Annotated in this window: 16 protein-coding genes; 10 read left to right on the forward strand and 6 right to left on the reverse strand. The window is 65.7% G+C overall.

What is annotated here, in order from left to right:
• Window positions 1–268 precede the first annotated feature (268 nt).
• The 4 genes from ccoP to ccoN are packed head-to-tail and all read right to left on the reverse strand — an operon-like array spanning window position 269 to window position 3,539.
• Window positions 269–1,132 (reverse strand): cytochrome-c oxidase, cbb3-type subunit III, encoded by an 864-nt coding sequence (ccoP, locus tag RHOSA_RS0116850; protein WP_027289604.1) that lies wholly within the window; start codon window positions 1,130–1,132, stop codon window positions 269–271.
• A 4-nt stretch (window positions 1,133–1,136) separates the two neighbouring features.
• Window positions 1,137–1,301 carry a cbb3-type cytochrome oxidase subunit 3 gene (locus RHOSA_RS24870; RefSeq protein ID WP_081728792.1) on the reverse strand — a complete coding sequence of 55 codons (165 nt, stop codon included), beginning with the start codon at window positions 1,299–1,301 and terminating at the stop codon, window positions 1,137–1,139.
• A 19-nt stretch (window positions 1,302–1,320) separates the two neighbouring features.
• On the reverse strand, window positions 1,321–2,040 hold the full coding sequence (ccoO, locus tag RHOSA_RS0116860; protein ID WP_027289605.1) for a cytochrome-c oxidase, cbb3-type subunit II: 720 nt from the start codon (window positions 2,038–2,040) through the stop codon (window positions 1,321–1,323).
• A 14-nt stretch (window positions 2,041–2,054) separates the two neighbouring features.
• Complete coding sequence (gene ccoN, locus RHOSA_RS0116865) at window positions 2,055–3,539, reverse strand: cytochrome-c oxidase, cbb3-type subunit I (protein ID WP_027289606.1); 1,485 nt, start codon at window positions 3,537–3,539, stop codon at window positions 2,055–2,057.
• Between the two features lie 445 nt (window positions 3,540–3,984).
• On the opposite strand from ccoN, the gene RHOSA_RS0116870 reads away from it, so the two are divergent.
• The gene (locus tag RHOSA_RS0116870) at window positions 3,985–4,770 is read left to right on the forward strand and encodes a DUF2189 domain-containing protein (RefSeq protein ID WP_027289607.1); all 786 of its coding nucleotides are present in this window, start codon (window positions 3,985–3,987) and stop codon (window positions 4,768–4,770) included.
• Window positions 4,771–4,830: 60 nt separating this feature from the next.
• On the opposite strand, the gene RHOSA_RS0116875 is transcribed toward RHOSA_RS0116870, so the two are convergent.
• Window positions 4,831–6,441, reverse strand: a complete 1,611-nt coding sequence (locus RHOSA_RS0116875; protein ID WP_027289608.1) for a bifunctional aminoglycoside phosphotransferase/ATP-binding protein — start codon at window positions 6,439–6,441, stop codon at window positions 4,831–4,833.
• A gap of 285 nt (window positions 6,442–6,726) precedes the next feature.
• Between RHOSA_RS0116875 and RHOSA_RS23150 the strand changes: the two genes are divergently transcribed.
• The 3 genes from RHOSA_RS23150 to RHOSA_RS0116890 all read left to right on the forward strand — a co-directional run bounded on the left by RHOSA_RS23150 (window position 6,727) and on the right by RHOSA_RS0116890 (window position 13,897).
• Complete coding sequence (locus RHOSA_RS23150; RefSeq protein ID WP_244880663.1) at window positions 6,727–7,272, forward strand: sigma-70 family RNA polymerase sigma factor; 546 nt, start codon at window positions 6,727–6,729, stop codon at window positions 7,270–7,272.
• Between the two features lie 214 nt (window positions 7,273–7,486).
• Entirely contained in the window at window positions 7,487–9,475 is a 1,989-nt protein-coding gene (locus RHOSA_RS23155) for an autotransporter assembly complex protein TamA (protein WP_051432250.1), read from the forward strand.
• Between the two features lie 3 nt (window positions 9,476–9,478).
• Window positions 9,479–13,897 (forward strand): translocation/assembly module TamB domain-containing protein, encoded by a 4,419-nt coding sequence (locus RHOSA_RS0116890; RefSeq protein ID WP_027289609.1) that lies wholly within the window; start codon window positions 9,479–9,481, stop codon window positions 13,895–13,897.
• Between the two features lie 23 nt (window positions 13,898–13,920).
• Here the strand turns inward: RHOSA_RS0116890 and RHOSA_RS0116895 are convergent, their stop codons facing one another.
• Window positions 13,921–14,487: a PAS domain-containing protein gene (locus RHOSA_RS0116895; RefSeq protein WP_027289610.1), complete on the reverse strand. Its 567-nt coding sequence runs from the start codon at window positions 14,485–14,487 to the stop codon at window positions 13,921–13,923.
• A gap of 407 nt (window positions 14,488–14,894) precedes the next feature.
• Here RHOSA_RS0116895 and RHOSA_RS0116900 point away from each other — a divergent pair, with 407 nt between their 5' ends.
• The 6 genes from RHOSA_RS0116900 to RHOSA_RS0116925 all read left to right on the forward strand — a co-directional run bounded on the left by RHOSA_RS0116900 (window position 14,895) and on the right by RHOSA_RS0116925 (window position 21,281).
• Complete coding sequence (locus RHOSA_RS0116900) at window positions 14,895–16,484, forward strand: ABC transporter substrate-binding protein (RefSeq protein ID WP_027289611.1); 1,590 nt, start codon at window positions 14,895–14,897, stop codon at window positions 16,482–16,484.
• A gap of 141 nt (window positions 16,485–16,625) precedes the next feature.
• Window positions 16,626–17,612, forward strand: coding sequence for an ABC transporter permease (locus tag RHOSA_RS0116905; RefSeq protein WP_027289612.1), 987 nt, complete (start codon window positions 16,626–16,628; stop codon window positions 17,610–17,612).
• 3 nt (window positions 17,613–17,615) lie between these two features.
• Window positions 17,616–18,572, forward strand: a complete 957-nt coding sequence (locus RHOSA_RS0116910) for an ABC transporter permease (RefSeq protein WP_027289613.1) — start codon at window positions 17,616–17,618, stop codon at window positions 18,570–18,572.
• A gap of 9 nt (window positions 18,573–18,581) precedes the next feature.
• Entirely contained in the window at window positions 18,582–19,580 is a 999-nt protein-coding gene (locus RHOSA_RS0116915; protein ID WP_027289614.1) for an ABC transporter ATP-binding protein, read from the forward strand.
• Window positions 19,573–20,604: an ABC transporter ATP-binding protein gene (locus RHOSA_RS23160; RefSeq protein WP_037258838.1), complete on the forward strand. Its 1,032-nt coding sequence runs from the start codon at window positions 19,573–19,575 to the stop codon at window positions 20,602–20,604. The genes RHOSA_RS0116915 and RHOSA_RS23160 overlap by 8 nt, the downstream gene beginning before the upstream one ends.
• Before the next feature lie 260 nt (window positions 20,605–20,864).
• Complete coding sequence (locus RHOSA_RS0116925; protein WP_027289615.1) at window positions 20,865–21,281, forward strand: universal stress protein; 417 nt, start codon at window positions 20,865–20,867, stop codon at window positions 21,279–21,281.
• The last annotated feature ends 57 nt before the right edge of the window (window positions 21,282–21,338 follow it).

The raw sequence follows: 21,338 nt of genomic DNA on the forward strand, positions 1-21,338 counted from the left end.
AGCAATCGCTCATATGCGCTGCGCCAAGGTGTCGCGCCCGTTCAAAGCTTTGGCTGGTATATCCTGAATGGTTTTCGCTCGCGCCGCCCCCAACTGCGGCGCCACGCGACTTACGGCATAAGGAGATGGCCCTCGGGCCCGGGGTCGACCAGCGGCATGGCGCGAATTTCATCGCGCCGAAACCCGGCTCCGGCGGGCACGAACAGAAAGGGCCGCGGAAGCGTGCACTCCCGCGGCCCTGACGTGCGATCTGCAATGCCGACTGGCCTTACTGACCGCCGCCCAGCGTGTAGACATAGACCGCCAGCATCTTGATCGTCTCGTCGTCCAGGCGGGTGGACCAGGCCGGCATGTTGCCGTGCTGCGGATTGGTGACCTGCGAGACGATGTCGCTGATCTCCCCGCCGTACAGCCAGATCTGATCGGACAGGTTGGGCGCGCCGAGGGCTGGATTGCCCTTGGCGTTGGCGCCGTGGCAGGCGACGCAGTTTTGCGCGAACACCTGCTTGCCAGCCTCGACCCGGTCGGGCGCGTCCACATCGGCCGACAGCGACTTCACGTAGTGCGCCACGTTGCGAATCTGCTCCTGGTCGAAGATGTTGCCGTAAGGCGGCATCATCGACGCGCGGGAGTTCTCGTGCTCGTTCCGGACACCGTAGCTGATCGTCTGATGGATCTGGTCGAGCGAACCGCCCCACAGCCAGGCATCATCCGCCAGGGTCGGAAAGCCGGGCCGGCCCGAACCGCCCTGGCCGTGGCAGGGCGCGCAGTTGTTGGCGAAGGCCGCACCGCCACCGGCCATGGAGAAGTTCAGCAACTCCTGATCGTTCGCGATCGTCTGCAGGTCGGCCTGCTCGATCTGGTCGACCCATTTCGCTTGGGCGGCCTGCGCTTGCTGGATGTCCTCCTGCAGCTCGACCCGGCGGTCCCAGCCGAGCAGGCCCTCGGTGTGGCCGGACAGCCACGGGATCGACGGGTAAAGCACCACGTACACGACCGAGAACACGATGGTGGCGTAGAAGACGTACAGCCACCACTTCGGCAACGGCGTATTGAGTTCCTTGATGCCGTCCCACTCGTGGCCGGTCGTCTCCTGACCGGTCAGGTGGTCTTTCTCGGGCTTGGTCGGCATCGCTTCACTTCTCCTCGTTGTTGTCTTCGAGCGGGATGCGTGCCGCCTGCTCGAAGCGCTTCCTGTTCTTGGGCCAGAACGCCCAGGCGCAAACACCCAGGAACAGGAGCAGCAACCAAACGACCCACAGCTGGCGCAGCCAGATGGCCAGGTCGGTTAAGAATTCCATCGGCCTTTTCGCCTCATACCTACTGCAGCAGCTGTTCGGTGCTGGTGTCCGAGAAGTCCACCATCCGACCCAGGATTTGGAGGTAGGCGACAAGCGCGTCCATCTCCGTCACCCGGTCGGGGTTACCGTCGAAGTTCGCCACCTCGACCCGCGGGTAACGTTCCCGCAGGCCCTCCACGTCACCGTCCGGGTTCTGCTGCGCGCGAAGATCGGCCTGCGCGACCTCGATCTGTTGATCGCTATAGGGCACGCCGACGTCGACGTTGGTCTCCAGGTGTGCCGCCGCGTCCATGTCGAGGGTTTTGTCCGACAGGAAGGCGTAAGGCGGCATGATCGATTCCGGCACGACCGACCGCGGGTCCTGCAGGTGCGCGACGTGCCAGTCGTTGGTGTACTTGCCGCCCACACGCGCCAGATCGGGCCCGGTGCGCTTAGAGCCCCACTGGAAGGGGTGGTCGTACATGCTCTCCGCCGCCAGCGAGTAGTGGCCGTAGCGCTCCACCTCGTCGCGGAAGGTGCGTATCTGCTGGCTATGGCAGACGTAGCAGCCCTCCCGGATGTAGATGTTGCGCCCCGCCAGCTCGAGCGGGGAGTAGGGACGCACCCCATCCACCGGCTCGACCGTGGATTTGATGGTGAAAGTGGGGACGATCTCCACGATGCCGCCAATCGAGACGGTGATCAGGGTGAGGATCGCCAGCAGGATGACGTTCTTTTCGATCCGCTTGTGCCAGTGCATCTCCGCTGCCCTCCTTACTCGGCCGGAGTTGCGGCGGCGGCCGGCTGGGCGACCATCGGCTTCTCTTGCCGGATATCGCCACGCGCGGTGCGCACCAGGTTATAGACCATGATCAGGGCACCCACGAGGAACAGAACCCCGCCCAGGCCACGGATCACGTAGAAGGGATGCATCGCCTCCACGGTCTCCACGAAGGAGTACTGCAGGAAGCCGAGCTGGTCGTACGACCGCCACATCAGGCCCTGCATGATGCCGGAGATCCACATCGCGGTGATGTAGAGCACGATGCCCAGCGTCGCGATCCAGAAGTGGTAGCTGACCAGGCGCATCGAGTAGAGCTGGCGGCGATGCCAGAGGTGCGGCACCAGGAAGTACATCGCGCCGAACGACACGAACGCCACCCAGCCGAGCGCACCGGAGTGCACGTGGCCGATCGTCCAGTCGGTGTAGTGGCTGAGCGCGTTGACCGGCTTGATCGACATCACCGGACCCTCGAACGTGCTCATACCGTAGAATGCAACCGAGACGACGAGGAAGCGCAGCACCGGGTCGGTCCGCAGCTTATCCCACGCCCCCGACAGGGTCATGATGCCGTTGATCATGCCGCCCCAGGAGGGCATCCACAGCATCACCGAGAACACCATGCCCAAGGTCTGCGTCCAGTCAGGCAGCGCGGTGTAGTGCAGATGGTGCGGGCCCGCCCAGATGTAGAGGAAGATCAGGGCCCAGAAGTGGATGATCGACAGGCGGTAGCTGTAGACCGGCCGCTCGGCGCGCTTGGGGATGTAGTAGTACATCATCCCCAGGAAGCCCGCGGTGAGGAAGAAGCCCACGGCGTTGTGGCCGTACCACCACTGCGTGATCGCATCCGGCACGCCAGCGAACAGCGAGTAGCTCTTGGTCCCGAAGAAGCTGACCGGCACCGCCAGGTTGTTGACGATGTGCAGCATCGCGATCGTGATGATGAACGCCAGGAAGAACCAGTTCGCCACATAGATGTGCGGCTCCCGGCGCTTCATGATCGTGCCAACGTAGACCACCAGATAGACGACCCAGACCAGGGTCAGCCACAGATCGACGAACCATTCCGGCTCGGCATATTCGCGCGACTGCGTGATACCGAAGATGTAGCCGAGCCCGGCCATCACCAGGAATGCCTGGTAGCCCAGGAACAGGAACATCGCCGTTTCGTCGCCGCCGAACAGGCGCGCCCGGCAGGTTCGCTGAACCACGTGCAGCGAGGTGGCCAGCAGCGCATTACCGCCGAACCCGAAGATCGCCGCGGAGGTGTGCAGCGGCCGCAACCGGCCGAAAGTGGTCTCGGCAAATCCCAGATTGAGTTCGGGATAGGCGAGCTGGAAGGCGATAAACACGCCGGCGGAAAACGCCGCAATGCCCCAGAACATCGTCGCGATGACGAACAGGCGGACGACGCTCTCGTTGTAGTACTCGCGCGCGGGCGCGCGATTGTCAGCTGTGACTGTGGCGCTTTGGGCCATACTCGGCAGTTCCCTCAAAGCCGCGGGACAGAAAGCCGCGATGCGGCAGATGTTCGAGTGGGCGTTCAGGTCCGTGGAAACCACCGGCGATTCGGACAGACTCCGAGGGCCCCGAGCGCTACTTCGAATTGGTCTAGTTCAATGCCGGAGCCGCGCGGCCCCAACATTGATGTGGATCAAGGGGTCTTGATAACGCGTTACCGGCTCGATCGTACGCGCCGGACAAATGTCCCCCGACACCACTGGCGCGCACGCTCCCCCGATTCGTCAACGCGGACCACCCCCAAACCCCTGGACAGGGTGCGTCAGCCTGCCGCACCATATCACGGGATGAAAGGGTGGTGTCGAGCAAACGACGGTCCGTCCACGGGCCGTGGGGACACCGGTTCGACGCAACAGGCGGCCGGAGCCCTCAATAAAGAAAGGTTGGGGAGTGATGACCACGATGACACACACAGTGCCCGTGCTCGCCGGGCCGGCGCCGCGCATCAACAAGATCGAGATCGACCAGCCGTGGACCTGGCTAAGCCGCGGCTGGGCCGACCTGCGCAAGGCCCCCCGCGTTTCCGTCACCTACGGCCTGTTCTTCGCCATCGTCGGCTTCGTGCTGCTGGGCGCTCTTTGGTTCCTGAACTGGTTCTATCTGGTGCTGCCGTTTTCCGCGGGCTTCATGCTGATGGGGCCGCTCGTCGCCGTCGGCCTGTATGAGATCAGCCGCCGCCTGGACGCGAGCGAGACGCCGACGCTGAATCACGCCGCAACCGCAATCTTCCGTAACACCAGCCAGATCGCGCTGATGGGCGTGGCGCTAATGATCTTTCTGCTCGCCTGGATCCGGCTGGCGACGCTGATTTTCGCGCTGTTCTTCTCGTTCCGTCCGCCGATGCTGGACAACTTCGTCGCCGAGGTGTTTTTCCAGCCGGAATCCGTGCCCTTCCTGATCGTCGGTGTCGGCACGGGCGCGGTGCTGGCGGCGCTCGTCTTCGCGATCTCCGCCGTGTCGATCCCGATGCTACTGGACAAGCCGTCGGTCAACGTCGCCACCGCGGTCGCGGCCAGCGTCCAATCGGTCCGCGTCAACCTGGCACCGATGGCGATCTGGGCCGCCCTGATCGTGCTGTTCGCCGCCGGCGGCCTGATGGCCGGCTATATCGGCCTCGCCGTCACCATGCCGATCATCGGCCACGCCACCTGGCACGCCTATAAGGACCTGATCACCTTCGATACCTAGGCATTTGGCGGCAGGCGCAGCGGTTCCAAGACGCGCCCGCATTCAGCGGGCACGTCGGCGTTACCCCGCCGCCAGAAGCTCCAGCACCCGCGCCCCGACTGCCTCTGGCGTGCCGGCCGCATCGACGCGCGGCCAGGCAATCTCGCCCTTGGGCGCGCGGGTCAACTGGCCTTCCACCACCCGCGAGGTGGCATCCGAGGCGTCGCCGGTCCGCGCGTCCACCCGGGCCTTCAGCGTGTCTTCCGGAGCGCTCAGCCAGACTCCCTGGAACGCAAGGCCAAGAGCTTCCGCTGTTTTGCGCGCGGCCGCGCGGCTCGAGCGGTCTAGGAAGGTCGCCTCGACGACCGCACTTTGCCCGGCTTTCAGGGCCGCGGCCGCGCGATCGAACATCGCCTGATAGACCTGGGCATTTACCTTGCCCTGGTAGGCGCGCTCGGGCAGGTGCTCGGTTTCGGCGACGCCGAACAACCGCTTACGCTCAACATCGGAACGCACGACCAAAGCCCCCGGTGCCCGGCCGATTTCAGGCGCGATCCGCCGGGCGACCGTGGTCTTGCCGCTGCCGGACACCCCGCCGACCGCGATCAGGCGCGCTGGCGCGGGGGCGAGGTAATTTTGCGCCGCGTCGAACAGCGTCCGGGCCTCCCGCTCCTTGGCGGCGCGTGCGTCCGCGTCCGGCTGCGTTGCCCGGGCGGACGCGGCGACGTGCGCGCGAATGCCCGCGCGCAGGCTGAGGCACAGCGGCAGGGCGGCCAGCGCGTCCAGGTCGTCACGCCCGCGGTAGTAGCGGTTGAGCAGCCGGTTAGCGGCCCAGCCCAGCCCACGGCGGTCCAGGTCCATCACCAGGAAGGCGAGATCGAACAGCGTGTCGATCTCGGCGATCTGACGGTTGAATTCGATCGCATCGAACAGGGTCGGCCGGCCATCGATCAGCACGACGTTGCCAAGGTGCAAGTCACCGTGGCAGCGCCGCACACAGCCGTCCCGCCCGCGACGATCCATCAGATCCCGCACCGTCGAGAGCGCCGCGCGCGTCCGCCCGGTCAGCTGCTCGACCGCCTCAGACGGAAACAGATCGGGCGCCTGGGCGAACTGCTCGGCATTCTCGTCGATCACCAGGGCAAGGGCGTCGGCACCGCCCTGCTCAAGAGCCGGTTCCGCACAGGCGTGCAAATCGGCCACCGCATCGGCCAGCCGATCGACGGTTTCGGCGTCGAGCGCCCCCGCGTCCGCCACCCGGTCCAGCAGCCCGGCCTCGTCGAACCGGGCAAGCTCCACCAGCCAGTCCACCAGTACGCCCGCCACCGCATCCGGGTCCGGGCCGTCTGGCTGCAGCGCCCCGAGCATGAACGTGCCGCCCGTCCCCCGGATCACTGGCCGGGCGCCCATATATAGCTCCGGTGCGGTGCGCCGGTTCAGGCGCAGTTCCGTGGCGACCGCCTCCTGGCGCTTCGCCAAGGTGGCGAAGTCGAGATAGGGGTAGGTCACCGCCCGCTTCAGCTTGAACGCCCGGTCGCCTGCCAGAAACACCATCGAGGCGTGGGTATCGATCCGGCTGACCGACTGCCCACCGTGGGTGGCAGGGTCCATCATCAGTTGGGCGATCTCGGCTTGAACGTCGCGGTCGTCTGGGTCGCGGTCGTGCGTCCCGTGAGAGGACAGCCCGGTCATCTTTCCTCGCTTCATAGCGGCGCGTCGGCAGCGTTCGGGCCCCGGCGCCGCGTCCTATAGCCCTACGCCACCCGGGCAAAAATTAACTTATGAAGAAAAAAGAAGCGAGCCTCATAATCCAAATGAATAAATGAAAAGACCCGCTATTAACCTGTGTGATTCAGAAAAGACCACCAGTAGCACCATAGGTTAAGGAAACACTGGCCGGTTCCATGTTGACTAGGACCCTGACGCCACCCCCGAGGCCCGATAGAGGGCCGCGGACAGGCGCGAGGGAGGTCGCTGGTGCCCAACGAACACCTGACGCCACAAGACGCCTTGGCGATCGAGGAGCACATCCCTGCCCTTCGTCGCTACGCCCGCGCTTTGGTTCGCGACGGCGACTGGGCCGACGATCTGGTCCAGGACTGCCTGGAACGTGGAATCTCCCGCTTTGCGCAGTTCCAACCCGGAACCAACCTGCGCACCTGGCTATTTACCATTCTGCACAACCTGCATTGCGATACGCTGCGCCGGCAGAACCGGCGGGGCGTCCACGTGCCGATCGACGACTGGCTGGACAATGTGCAGACCGGGGCAGAGCAGCCCCGCGCGATGCACCTGCGCGACTTCCGCCGGGCTTTCCGCGGCCTGCCCGAAAGCGATCAGCAAATCCTGCTGCTCATCGGGGTGGAGGGGTTCAGCTACGAGGAGGTCGCCCAGGTGCTCAACGTCGCGGTGGGCACCGTCAAATCGCGCCTGTTCCGCGCACGCAACCGGTTGAAGACGCGCGAGAGCGAGATGAACACCCCGAACGCCACCCCCAACCGCGAAGGCGCGCTGGCGACCTGACCCATCGCTTCGGCGTGCCGGCGCTTCTGACCTGTTCGTGATCTTCCGGTTAGTGCCCCCGAGATAAAGGGGGTGTGCCCTGGCACGCCTGCGATTGCGTTGCTAATTGTGGGGCTTCGCGCATGGGCCCGCCGGCCCTGCCCCCTGGCCCGTTCAAGATGGTAGCTCGTCCCTGCCACCGCTCCGGCGCGGGCAGGACGGAGCCGAAAATGGCTTGAAGATCACGCATCCCTCTCCGGCGACCCGCCGTCCGCGCTTTTTCCGTCAGGGCGTCCTGTCCGCGCTGGCTTTTCTCCTGCTGCTTCTGCCAAGCAGTCCCGCCAGCTATGCGCAGGGGGGCGATGGACAGGCCCCCTGGCCACCGTCCGAGAACGGCGCGCCCGACGAGTCGAGCCCGGAAGCCGAGACCAGCGTCAACTACGAGGTCACGATCGACGGCTTCGCGCCGGGGGAAGCGGATCTGGAGACGCTGCTGCGCGATTCCAGCCGACTGATCGGGTTGCAGGACGAGCCGCCGACAACGGAAGCGGGTGTGCGCCGACGCGCGCGCGATGACGTCGAGCGCTTCCAACAAGCGCTGCGTTCCGAAGGCTTCTATGACGCCAAGGTCAGCTTCGAGATCGTGGCTCCGGAAGCGAACGCAGCGAACACCAGCCAAGCCCCCCCCGACGACGCGACAGGCGACACGGCCGCGCCGGGAACCAGGGCTGGTGGGCCCTTACAGGTCCGCTTCACGGTGGATCCCGGGACGGTCTACCTACTCGCACGCGTCAACATCAGCTACGCGCCCGCCATCCCCGAAAGCCGTGCCGGCATCCCACGCACGGCCGAGCAAATCGGCCTCGATCTTGGCATGCGCGCCCGGGCACCGGAGATTCAGGCGGCCGAACGGCGGCTGCTGACCCAACTGGAGAACCACGGCTATCCGGACGCCAACGTGCGTGACCGCCAAGCCGTAATCGATCGCTCCGCGACCACGATGCGGGTGGACTGGCAGGTCGACCCCGGCCCCTATACCGAATTCGGCGAGGTCCAGCTAAGCGGGCTGAAGACGGTCGAGCCAAAATACGTGCGCAGTTACCGCACCTGGCAAACGGGCGAAACCTTCGACCAGCGCAAGATCGAGGAGATGCGCGGGGAGTTGCTCGAGACCGGCCTGTTCGATTCCATTCAGATCGATCGCGGCGATGCGGCCCCGGACGGCCAAACACCCATTCAAATGACCCTCGAGGAACGCGCGCACCGCTCGATCGGCTTCGGCGCCCGTTACTCCACCTCGATCGGCCCGTCGGGCACGGCGTTCTGGGAACACCGCAACTATCTGGGCCAAGACGAGGACCTGCGCCTGGAACTAGATGCGGGCTTGGTCGAGCAGAGCTTCACCACCACGGGGCGCAAGCCGCGCTGGAACCGCGACGACCAGGATCTGCTCGCCAACTTCGAACTCCGTCACAAGGACAGCGACAGCTTCGAGGAATACGCGGCGGAAACCGGCCTGGCGGTCGAGCGGGAGTTCAACGACCTCTGGACCGGCCAATTGGGCGGCTCGATCGAGGCACTGCAAACCACCGACAACGAAGGCACGCGCGAGTTCATTCTGTACGGCGTGCCCTCGTCCTTGATCCGCGACAGCCGCGACAATCCGCTGAACCCAACCGAAGGCAGCCGCCTGTCGCTCGATTTCACGCCCTACCTGTCGACGGTCGAGGCATTTCAGCCGTTCGCCAAGACCAGCCTGGGCGGCTCCACCTACTATTCCTTCGACGAGGAAGACAGGTTCGTTCTGGCCGGTCGGGCGCGCGTGGGCACGCTGGTTGGCGCGGAGACCGAGCAGGTGCCGGCGTCCAAGCGCTTCTACGCCGGTGGCGGCGGATCGGTCCGCGGCTTCCCGTACGAGGAGGTCGGCCCGCTAGACGAAGACGACGACCCGCTGGGTGGGCGCTCGCTGGTTGAACTGGGGCTGGAACTGCGGATCAAGATCACGGACTCGATCGGGATCGTACCGTTCCTCGATGCCGGTCAAGTTTATGACACGGTTTACCCTGACTTTAGTGTCGATGAACCGCTGCGCTATGGCGCTGGACTGGGTCTGCGCTACTACACCGCGATCGGGCCGGTGCGCTTTGATGTCGCCGTACCGCTCAACAAGCGCGACAACGACAACGACTTCGAGATCTACATTTCGCTGGGTCAGGCATTCTAGACGATGCGACTGCGCCGTCCGCTGAAAATCGCCGGCTGGACGCTGGTCAGCCTGCTCGCCGTGCTGCTCGTGGCCGTGCTCGCCCTGTGGGGCGCAGCCAACACCGAGCGCGGCCAGGCCTGGATCACAGCCACGCTGGAAAGCGCGCTGTCCGCGCCGGGCGCGCCCGCAACCGTGTCCGGCTTGCAAGGCCCCCTGCCCCAGAACGCGCGGCTGGGCCGGTTGGTGCTGCGCGACGAGAACGGGGCCTGGCTGACTCTGGAGGACGCGCGACTCAGTTGGTCACCTTTGGCGCTCTTGTCTGGCCGGCTGGAGCTGCAGGCGGTGACGGCGAAACGGATCGCCCTCGACCACCTGCCAGCCGGCGGCCCACCGGAGGAACCGCAACCGGAAGCCTCCCAATCCGATCCCTTCGAGGTGCCGAGCCTACCGGTCGCCGTGCGGCTGGACCGTCTGAGCGTCGACCGGCTGGAGATCGGCGAGGCGGTCGCCGGCACCGCGGCGGCGTTCAGGGTCGACGGACAGGCCGCCGCACCGCAAGGCGGCCGCTTGACCACGAACTTGTCGGTCGACCGCCTGGGCGGGCCATCCGAAACGCTGCGCCTGGATGCCGGCTACGCCCGTGACACCCGCGCACTCGCGCTCGAACTGCGGCTCGACGCCCCACCGGGTGGCCTGATCGCGCAACTGGCCGACCTGCCCGACGGTGCGGGGGCAACACTTGCCCTCACCGGTGACGGCCCGATCAATGCCTGGCGTGGTCAGCTCGACGCCCGGGTGGGCGACGCCGCCCGGCTCCAGACCGAGATCCAGTTCGACACCTTCAATCGCTTGGCGCTGCAAGGCGAGGCCGAGGCGCCCGGCTATCTGACCGGCGACCTGGCGCGGCTTGCCGGGGGACCGGTGCGTTTCGACCTCGCGCTGGCCCGCAAGGGAGACTCCGGCCTCACGATCGAACGGGGGCAGGTTCAGAGTTCGACGCTCACGGCCGATCTGGCCGGTGGCCTGGCTGCGGACGGGACATCGCTCGACGCCGCGATCGACCTGCAGGTGACCGACGCGGCCCCGCTCAACGCCCTCGCCGCACCGGCCGAGGTCAGCGGCCTCACCGCACGCGTTACCGCCCAAGGCCCCGTCGCCACGCCCAAGCTGCACGTGAGCGCGCAGGCCGAGAGCGCTGGCGTGCCCGACGCGGGCGCCCGCGACGTCACGGTCGACCTGCGCTACACCCCCGCAGAGTCGCTCATGCAGGGCCAGGCGGAGGTCGAGGTCACCGGTGCGCAGGGCCGCTTCGCCCTCGACGCGCTGTCGCACTACGACGGCCACCCGGTACATGCGCGGATGCGCGGCCTACTGGACCTGGACGGGATGACGCTGCACCAGGCCAGTGTGACCGCAGCGCTGCGCGACTTGCAACTGAGCGCGGACGGCAGCGCCGACCTGGCCACGACCAGCGGCGACGCCGCGTTCAACCTGCAGCTCGCCACGCTCGATCAGCTGGGTCCGATCGTGCCAATCGGCCTTCAGGGTGCGGGTACCCTGAGCGGCCATGCCGTTTTCGGGGGCGACGGACCGCTGGTCGACGGAACGGTGACCGGCGACCTGCAGCAGTTCGCCGCCGGCATTCCGATCCTGAACGCCCTGCTACAGGATCGCGTGCAACTGGCAACCGACCTGCGCCTGGCTGAGGATGGCGCGCTGACCCTGTCGAACCTGTCGGTCGACAGCCCGAACGCACGCATCCAGGGACAACTCGCCCTGCCCGGCGATTTTGCCAGCCTGCAAGGCGACTTCACCGCCGAAGTCCCGGACGCCGGCGTACTGCAGCCCGCCCTCAACGTGCCTCTGGCCGGCGCGGCGACGCTGAGCGCACACCTGGACGGTGCGCTGTCCGATCCGGGCGTGCGCGCCGATCTGCGGCTGAGCGAGGCTGTCGTGGCCAGCCAACGGCTGGGCACCGCGACAGTCAAGGCGGATGTGCAAACCCTGGCGAGCGGCCCCCAGGGCAGAGTGCAGCTGGACACGACGGACGGTCCCGCCGGCGCGGTCGATGCGGAGACGGCATTCGCGCTCGCCGGTGACTCGCTCAACCTCTCGGCGATCCGGGCTCAGGTGCCCGGTCTCAACGTCCAGGGACAGCAGTTGCAGGTGCCGCTCGCCGGCGGCGCGCTGGATGGTCAGTTCGCCGTTCGAAGCGACCAGCTGCGCCCGCTACTGTCTAGGGTTGCAGGTCTGGAAGCGGCTGCGGCCGCCGACCTGACCGTCACACTGGGCCCGGACGGCAGCGGCGGACAGCAGGTCGCGCTCGGCGGCGATCTGCGCGACGTGGCCCTGCCCGATGACGGCCCGTCGGTGGAACGCGTGCAACTGGACGGGACGGTCGCAAACGCCTTCGCAAGTCCGAACGCCAACATCACGGTCGACCTGCTGCGCGCCGCGGCCGGCCCGGTCGAGATGGACCGGCTGACCGTCACCGCGCGCGGCACACAGCGCGACCTGGACGTCACAGCCGAAGGCGAAGGGCGTGGTCAGAACACGCTGGACAAACCGATCGCGATCTCGCTCGCCGGCAATCTGGCCGAAGACGGCCCGGCGCGGGTGATCTCGCTCGGCCAGCTGCGCCTCGAAGTCGGCGAGCGCACCCTCGCGCTGGCCCGCACCGCCCGACTGCGCCTGCAGGGCCAGGAGATCGCGCTGCAGGATCTGGCACTCAACATCGGCGATGGACGGATCATGCTCGACGCCCGGCGCGGCACCGACCAAGTCGAACTCACGCTGGACGCCGACCAGGTGCCGCTCTCCTACACCGCGCTCGTGCTGGCCGAGCCGCAGTTGAGCGGCCGGCTGAACGCCCAGGCACAACTCTCCGGGCCTCCCAGCGGGCCAACCGGGGCGGTCAACCTGACGCTGGAGGATGTCGGCAGCGAGGGCACCGACCTGCCGCCGCTCAACGCGCGGGTCGACCTGCGGCTGGACGAAGCCCGCCAGTTGATCGCCAACGGCCGGGTCACGGGTCTGGGCGACAGCCCCTTGCAGCTGACCGCCAACCTGCCGGTCGACCTTAACCTTGCCTCAGGCTTCGCAGCCGGGCTGCGGCAAAACGACGAGATCAGCGGCCGGATCGCCTGGGCCGGCGAGATCGCCCCATTGATGCCATTGGTCCCGGCCACCGGCCATCGCCTGACCGGGCATGCCGACCTGGATTTCCGGGTCGCTGGCACACTGGACAAGCCGGACCTGTCCGGCGAAGCGAAGCTGGAGGACGGTCGATACGAAAACCTGGACACGGGCACGCTGCTGACCGAGATGCAGGCGCTCATCCAGGCAGACGACCAGCGGGTCGAGATCGCCCGTTTCACCGCCAAGGACGGCGGCACCGGCACGCTGGACATAACCGGCGGCGTGGATATGCCGCAGCCCGGGACCCCATCGCAGGTCGACATCAAGATCGATGCCAAGAGCGCCAAACTGGCGCGCCTGGATTTCCTGGTCGCGGATGCCGACGTCGACATGGAGGTGAGCGGCAGCCTACAGGACATGCTGGTCGCCGGCACGGTGACGGTGAACCAGGCCGAGGCGCGCATCCCCAACAACCTGCCGCCGGAAGTCGCCGACCTTAAGGTCGTAAGCGAACAGGAGCTGCGCGAGCGCCGCGCGGCCGAACAGAAAGCCGCCGAGTCCGGACAACCGGCATCCGACCCGCAAAAGGCGAGCCGCACCGAACTGGACATCGCCATCGACATCCCAGGACAGACCTTCGTCCGTGGCAACGGTCTGGACAGCGAGTGGCGTGGCAATCTGGTGGTCAAAGGCACGGCGACCGCGCCGATCGTGCGCGGGCAGTTGGAGGCCGTACGCGGACGGGTCTCCCTGCTCAACAAGACCTTCAATCTGGAAAACGGTCAGGTCGCCTTCAGCGGTGGGCGGGAGATCAACCCCCGGCTGGATATCCGCGCCGTCAACGAAAGCGAGGAGCTGACTGCGATCGTCCGGGTGTCCGGTAACGCTTCGAACCCCACTTTCGAGCTGAGCTCGGTGCCCGAACTGCCGCAGGAGCAGGTACTCTCGCGCCTGCTGTTCGGTAAGTCGCCGGGCGAACTGGGGCCGGCGGAAAGCGCGCAGCTGGCCGCGGCGGTGGCGGAGCTCTCGCTTGGCGGCGGCGGGCCTGGAGTGATCGACCGGCTGCGCAACTTCGTCGGCGTGGACGTCCTGCAGCTCGGTGGCGACGCCGACACCGGTCCGACGGTGGAAGCCGGCAAATACGTTACGGAAGATGTCTTCGTCGGCGTCGAACAGGGCGCCAACGCAACCTCCTCCCAGGTGAAGGTCGAAGTCGACGTGACCGAGCATATCAAGATGGAGAGCGCGGCGGGCGTTACCGGCAGCAGCAGCGTCGGCGTGCAGTTCCACTGGGATTACTGAGGACGTTCGTTCGCGCGGCTTGGCTAGTCTGGTGTGACGAGCACCGTTTCGCCGTAGCTGACCCCGTCCGGTGATAGGAACGGTTTCTGCGTTACGCCACGCTGTACATGGAACACCTGGGCCGCCAGGACGTGGGTCACCGCTCCCTCCGCCGCCACAATCGGGAGCATCAGGCGATGCGTTTCCCGCTCCGGGGAAGAGCTGGTATCGGCGGTGACATAGCTGCTGCGCGAATAGAGCGGCCGGACGATATCCACCAGCGCGTCGTAAAGCCCGAGGATATAATCGAGGTAACCAAACTCACGCGGTAAAGCCTCGTCGAGGAATTGTCGCGTCGGATCCGCCCCGGCCTGTTCGGCGATCCGCGACCCCACGATGCGGTAGCGATAACGCCGCGTGCCATCCGCCAGCACGACTTCGGTCAGCATCAGATCCGGCAGGACTTCGCGCGGCATGTCGATCGGATCGACCTCAGGGCGCGTCGGCCCCGCGCGCGCCTCGCGCAAAGCATCCCAGTAACGGTAAAGGCGAGTCAGCACCGGATCGGGTAGGCGCGACGCCGGCATCTCTTCGAACGCGACCGAACTCAAACCACCCCCAATCCAGCTAATTGCAAGCCGGCACGGCGCACGTCTTCTCTATAGCTGACTCTCAGACATAAGCGAAAGACGCTACCTTCTGAACAGAGTTTTTTTCTTAAAACATTTAAACATTTGCAAAAAACGAACGCTTATGCCGAGACAGCCAGGGGGCTGCTGGTTTTCAAGAGATGGTTGGTTTCGAGGCTCGCTTGTCTTGCACCACAGCCTCGCATACCGTGGCGCAATACCCTCGACACAGATCGAGCCCGCAACGACAGGGGGCCGGACATTCCGGTCGGGAATAATAACAGCGTGATGCCGCCGGGCGGACGAAGCCCCGGTTCGGTGCCGACTGACAATGGACTGCATACAGGGACTAGCAGGGCACAGCCTTGCTCAATGTCGGGAGACCACAGGTGAACAAATTTCGAACAGGGGTCGCGGCGGCACTGGTCGTCACGGCGAGCCTCGCACTAGCTGGGCCGATCCAGGCCAAGACTTTCCGCTACGCTTTCCAGGGCGACGCGCAATCGCTGGATCCGCATGCGCTCAACGAGACCTTCACGATCGGCTTCCATGCGAACATCTACGAAGGGCTGATCCGTCGCGATACCGAGCTCAACATCGAGCCGGCGCTGGCGACCGAGTGGGAAATGCTCAGCCCCACGCACTGGCGATTTCATCTGCGCGAAGGCGTGACCTTCCACAACGGCAACACCTTCAACGCCGACGATGTGGTGTTCACCTTCAAGCGCATCCAGATGGACGGCTCGGACATGGGCAGCAAGATCGCGCCCAACACCGAGGTCATCAAGGTCGACGACTACACGGTCGACTTCAAGACGGCCCAGCCGAACCCGATCCTGCATTACGAATGGCAGGACGTGTTCATCATGGACAAGGAGTGGGCCGAGGTGCACGACGCCACGCATCCCACCGACATCACCACGGATGCCGACAACTACGCGGCCTTCCACGCCAATGGCACCGGTCCGTTCAAGGTTGAGAGCCGGGAAACCGACGTCGAGACCGTCCTGGTGCGCAACGAGGATTGGTGGGACACCCCACAGCACAATCTGGACCGGGTGGTGTTCACGCCGATTTCCCAGGATTCCACGCGCGTGGCCGCCTTGCTGTCGGGCGAGGTCGACATGGCCTACCCGATCCCGGTACAGGACCTGCGCCGGGTCGACGCCAACCCGCAGACCGAAGCGCTGACCGGGCCTGAGTTGCGCACGATCTTCCTTGGCATGGATCAGATGCGCGACGAGTTGCTGTACTCCAACGTCGAAGGCAAGAACCCGTTCAAGGACGTGCGGGTGCGCGAGGCGGTCTACCGCGCGATCGACATCCGCGCGATCAAGCAGAAGATCATGCGCGGCCAGTCGGACCCATCGGCGCTGATGATCTCGCCGTTCCTGTTCGCCCTATCGGATCAATTCGAGCGGCCCAGCTACGACCCGGAGAAGAGCCAGCAACTGCTGGCCGACGCCGGCTATCCCGACGGATTCCAGGTCGCCATGGATTGCCCGAACAACCGCTACGTCAACGACGAAGCGATCTGTCAGGCGGTGGTCGCGATGCTGGCCAAGGTGGGCGTGGACGTCGACCTGAACGCCCAGCCGAAGGCGCAGTACTTCGCCAAGGTGCTGGCTTACGACACCAGCTTCTACCTGCTGGGGTGGACCCCCTCCAGCCTGGACAGCTACAACGTCTACGCCAATCTCATCATGTGCCTGGATCGTGACAAGACCCCAACCCAGGCCAAGTTCAACTACGGGGGCTACTGCAACCCGAAGATCGACGCGCTGGCGGAGCAGATCCTCGTGGAAACCGACGAGGCCAAGCGCAACGAACTGATCGCCGAGGGGTTCCGCATCCTCGAGAAGGACTGGGGTTACATCCCCCTGCACCAGCAGTACCTGGCCTGGGGCGCGGCGAGCGACGTCGACGTGAAACAATCGCCCGACAACAAGATGCTGCTCTACTACGTCAATATGCAGTAGGCTGCCATCACCGGGATTCGGGCACCCCTGTTGACGCTTGGCGCCCAGGGGTGCCCACCGTTTATCTCACCGGCCCGCTGTCGACACCCCATCCGAGAGACCCCATTTGTTGATGCTTCCAGCCCGCCGTAGGCAACAACTGTGATCGCCTTCATCATCCGGCGACTGCTGCAGTCCATCGTGGTGATGCTGGTGGTCGCCCTGCTTGCCTTCTCGATGTTCCGCTACATCGGCGACCCGATCAATCAGATGGTCGGCGTCGAGACCAGTTCCGAGGAGCGCGAAGCGCTGCGCGAGCGTCTGGGGCTGAACGATCCCATGCTGGTGCAATTCGGCCGTTTCGTCGCGGACGCCGCGCGCTTCGACTTCGGCGTCAGCTACCAGCAGAAGAAGCCAGTCTCGGCGTTGTTCGCCGACCGCCTGCCGGCAACGCTGGAACTCGCCTTCCTGTCAGCGGTGTTCGCGCTCGCCTGCGGCATCCCGATGGGGGTCTATACCGCGCTCAGACGGGATGCCTGGCTGTCCAAGGTGTTCCTCACGGTCTCGCTGATCGGCATTTCGCTGCCGACCTTCCTGATCGGCATCCTGATGATCTTCGTCTTCTCGGTCTGGCTCGGCTGGCTGCCCTCGTTCGGCCGCGGCGAAACGGTCGACCTCGGAATCTGGACCACGGGTCTGCTCACCGCCAACGGCTGGAAGGCCGCGATCATGCCGGCGATCACGCTGGGCCTGTTCCAGATGACGCTGATCATGCGTCTGGTCCGCTCGGAAATGCTGGAGGTGCTGCGCACGGACTACATCAAGTTCGCGCGCGCCCGCGGCTTGAGCGACCGGGCGGTGCATTTCGGCCACGCGCTGAAGAACACGCTCGTCCCCGTAATCACGATCACCGGCCTGCAGCTCGGCTCGATCATCGCCTTCGCCATCATCACCGAAACGGTGTTCCAGTGGCCGGGCATGGGCCTGTTGTTCTTGCAGGCGATCCAGAACGTCGACATCCCGATCATGGCCGCCTACCTGATCCTGATCGCCTTCTTCTTCGTGCTGATCAACCTGATCGTCGACCTGCTGTATTACGCCGTCGATCCGCGCCTGCGCGTCGACCGGTCGACCAGCGCGGGGCACTAGACGATGGCCGCAAGCAACAAATCTGATCTCATCCACCGCCCGGGCCTCACCGGTGCGCTCGCCCGGGCATTGGACAGCGACGTCGCCTACTCCTTCCGGCAGTCGAAGATCACCATGCTGGCGGCGGCGATCACGGCCATCTTCTTCCTGGCCGCGCTGTTCGCCCCCTGGATCGCACCGCACGACCCGTACGACCTGACGAACATCTCGCTGATGGATTCCTTCCTGCCTCCGATGTGGATGGAGGGCGGCGACGCGCGCTTCCCGCTTGGCACCGACGACCAGGGCCGCGGCATCCTCTCCACCATCATCTATGGCGCGCGCGCTTCCCTGCTGGTCGGCTTCGCGGCAGTCCTGCTGGCCGCGGCGATCGGCGTCACGCTGGGGCTGATCGCGGGCTATCTGGGCGGCACGGCGGATGCGCTGATCATGCGCGTGGCGGAGGTGCAGCTGTCGTTCCCGGCGATCCTGATCGCACTCCTAATCGACGGCGTGACCCGAGGCGTCCTGGGTGGCCAGGGGGAAGGCAACCTGGCCTTCGCGGTGATCATCGTCTCGATCGGCCTGTCCTTCTGGGTGCAGTACGCGCGTACGGTGCGCGGCTCCTGCCTGGTCGAAAAGAACAAGGAGTACGTTCAGGCCGCCCGCGTGATCGGCGTGCACCCGGCACTGATCGTGATGCGCCACGTGCTGCCGAACGTTCTGGGCCCGGTGCTGGTGATCGCGACGATCTCGCTCGCGCTCGCCATCATCACCGAAGCGACCCTGTCCTTCCTCGGCGTGGGCGTGCCGCCGACGCAGCCCTCGCTCGGCACCATGATCCGGGTGGGCAACGACTTCCTGTTCTCCGGTGAATGGTGGATCTCGATGTTCCCCGGGGCGGCGCTGGCGATCCTGGTGCTGGCGGTCAACCTGCTGGGCGACTGGCTGCGCGACGCCCTGAACCCCAAGCTGCGATAGGCGTTTTCCATGGCATCGCCCGTCCTCCAGGTCGACAACCTGACCGTCGAATTTCCCGGCCGCCGCGGTACGCTGCGGGCGGTCGACGACATCTCTTTCCAGATCGCCGAAGGCGAGGTGCTGGGCGTGGTCGGCGAGTCCGGGGCCGGCAAGTCGATGACCGGCACGGCCGTGATCGGTCTTCTTGAGCCACCGGGACGGATTTCCGGCGGCAGCGTCCACCTGGAGGGGCAGCGGATCGACAACCTGCCGCACGAGCAGATGCGCCGGATTCGGGGCGACAAGATCGGCATGATCTTCCAGGACCCGCTGACCTCGCTGAACCCGCTCTATACCGTCGGCTTCCACCTGACCGAGACGATCCGCACCCACACCGACCTGTCGGAAGCCCAGGCCCGACGTCGCGCGATCGAGCTGTTGAACGAGGTCGGCATCCCCGCCCCCGAACAGCGGATCGACCAGTACCCGCACCACTTCTCCGGCGGCATGCGCCAGCGCGTGGTCATTGCCCTGGCGCTGAGCGCGGAGCCCAAGCTGGTGATCGCCGACGAGCCGACCACCGCGCTCGACGTCTCAATCCAGGCGCAGATCATCCAGCTCCTGAAGCGCTTGTGCCGCGACCACGGCACCAGCGTCATGCTGATCACCCACGATATGGGCGTGATCGCGGAAACGGCCGACCGCGTGGCGGTGATGTATGCCGGCCGGATCGTCGAGGTCGGCCCGGTACGCGAGGTCGTACAGAACGCCAAGCATCCCTATACCGAGGGCCTGATGGGCGCGATCCCGAAGATCGGCGGACGCACGGAGGATCTGGTGCAAATCACGGGCAGCATGCCGCGCCTGTCGCAGATCCCGTCGGGCTGCGCCTTCCACCCCCGTTGTCCCCAGGCGTTCGACCGCTGCACACAGGAGCGTCCAGAGTTGCTGCCGGTGGGCGACAGCAAGGCCGCCTGCTGGCTGCATGCGCCCGAAGCGGCCGACGCCGCGGGAGGTCGACGTGGCTGAGCGCCCCGTGCTCCAGGTCCGCGATCTGGCCAAGCGGTTCGATGTCTCGCCGCCCTTGCTGAACCGCCTGCTGCAGGGACAGCCGCAGGCGTTCGTGCAGGCGATCGACGACGTCGGCTTCGACATCCCACGCGGCACCACCTTCTCGCTGGTCGGGGAATCCGGTTCCGGCAAGTCGACGGTGGCGCGCGTGGTGGTCGGGCTGTACCGCCCGACCCAGGGGTCGGTCACGTTCGACGGCACCGATCTAGCAAGCATCCGCAGCCGCAAGCAGATGGCCCCCCTGCGCCGGCGCTGGGCGATGATCTTCCAGGATCCGTACGCCAGCCTGAATCCACGCTGGCGGGTGCGCACCATCATCGCCGAGCCGATCCGGGTCCACGGCCTGGCCAACGGCGAAGCCGCGATCAAACGCCGTGTCGGGGAGCTTTTGGAACTGGTCGGCCTGTCCGCTCAAGACGGCGACAAGTTCGCCCACGAGTTCTCCGGCGGGCAGCGCCAGCGCATCTCGATCGCCCGGGCGTTGGCGAGCGAGCCGGAATTCCTGGTGTGCGACGAGCCGACCAGCGCGCTCGACGTTTCGGTGCAGGCGCAGATTCTGAACCTGATGAAACGGCTACAGCGCGAACTGGGCCTGACCTACCTGTTCATCAGTCACGACCTGGCGGTGGTCTACCATATCTCCGACTACGTCGGGGTGATGTACCTCGGCCGGCTGGTCGAGTGGGCGCCCGCGCACGAGCTGTTCACCCGCCCGCAGCATCCCTATACCCGGATGCTGCTGGAGGCGATCCCGGATCTGGAGATGAGCGGCCGCGCGCGCACGCCCGTCGGCGGCGAGGTGCCGAGCCCGATTCACCCGCCCGCAGGATGCCACTTCCACCCCCGCTGCCCGTTCGCCGACGGCGACCGCTGCCAGCGCGAAGTCCCAATGGCCCACGACATCCCCGGGGGTGGCCAAGTACGTTGCCATGCCGTCGAGGAAGGCCGGATGCCGCCTGCGGACGTGCACACCCGCGGCTGAGCCCTACCGCCAGCCACGATCACGCCAGAAGATTGTGCATTGCGGCAAGAAGAGCATTGCCGCGTTCCAGGCATTCCAATAGCACATCAATATAACTTGCGTTACCACTCCGGTATGAGGGTATCTCTCAGCATTTCTTAAAACAGAGAGACCTTTTCATCTCCAGGCGCATGCAATTTCTTCCAGTTTAACTGCGACCGTGCTAATCTCCAGGCTTCGCCAATAATGCCAAAAACCCCGCCGGAAATAAGGGGATTGTCATGTACAAGAAGATCATGATCCCGGTGGATCTGGCGCACACCGAAAAGCTGGAAAAGGCCCTCACCACGGCGGCGGATCTGTCCAAGCAGTACGGTATCCCCGTCTGCTACACCGCCGTAACCGCCACAGCCCCCGGTTCGGTAGCCCACACACCGGAGGAGTTCGCCCAGAAGCTGGAAGCATTCGCGCAGTCGGAGAGCGAGAAGCTGGGCCTGCATAGCGCGGAATCGCATACCATCGTCGACCCGGATCCGGTCGCCGACTTATCGAAAAAGCTGATTATGGCCGCCCACGACAACGGCTGCGATCTCGTCGTCATGGCCTCGCATATCCCGGGTGTGCGCGAACACGTATTCGAATCCAACGCCGGCAAGCTGGCCCTGCACGCCGACGTATCGGTGTTCATCGTCCGCTGACCCGATCGCCCGTACCGTCGATGCCCCTGCGGGCCGACAGAGCATCAAACAAAAATA

This window comes from Rhodovibrio salinarum DSM 9154 (genome assembly GCF_000515255.1).
GTDB lineage: Bacteria > Pseudomonadota > Alphaproteobacteria > Kiloniellales > Rhodovibrionaceae > Rhodovibrio > Rhodovibrio salinarum.

Coding starts and splice junctions, on each gene's coding strand:
- ccoP (WP_027289604.1), bottom strand. CDS start 1,132: ATGCCGACCAAGCCCGAGAAAGACCACCTGACCGGTCAGGAGACGACC.
- RHOSA_RS0116870 (WP_027289607.1), top strand. CDS start 3,985: ATGACACACACAGTGCCCGTGCTCGCCGGGCCGGCGCCGCGCATCAAC.
- RHOSA_RS0116890 (WP_027289609.1), top strand. CDS start 9,479: ATGCGACTGCGCCGTCCGCTGAAAATCGCCGGCTGGACGCTGGTCAGC.
- ccoO (WP_027289605.1), bottom strand. CDS start 2,040: ATGCACTGGCACAAGCGGATCGAAAAGAACGTCATCCTGCTGGCGATC.
- ccoN (WP_027289606.1), bottom strand. CDS start 3,539: ATGGCCCAAAGCGCCACAGTCACAGCTGACAATCGCGCGCCCGCGCGC.
- RHOSA_RS0116925 (WP_027289615.1), top strand. CDS start 20,865: ATGTACAAGAAGATCATGATCCCGGTGGATCTGGCGCACACCGAAAAG.
- RHOSA_RS0116915 (WP_027289614.1), top strand. CDS start 18,582: ATGGCATCGCCCGTCCTCCAGGTCGACAACCTGACCGTCGAATTTCCC.
- RHOSA_RS24870 (WP_081728792.1), bottom strand. CDS start 1,301: ATGGAATTCTTAACCGACCTGGCCATCTGGCTGCGCCAGCTGTGGGTC.
- RHOSA_RS0116910 (WP_027289613.1), top strand. CDS start 17,616: ATGGCCGCAAGCAACAAATCTGATCTCATCCACCGCCCGGGCCTCACC.
- RHOSA_RS0116875 (WP_027289608.1), bottom strand. CDS start 6,441: ATGACCGGGCTGTCCTCTCACGGGACGCACGACCGCGACCCAGACGAC.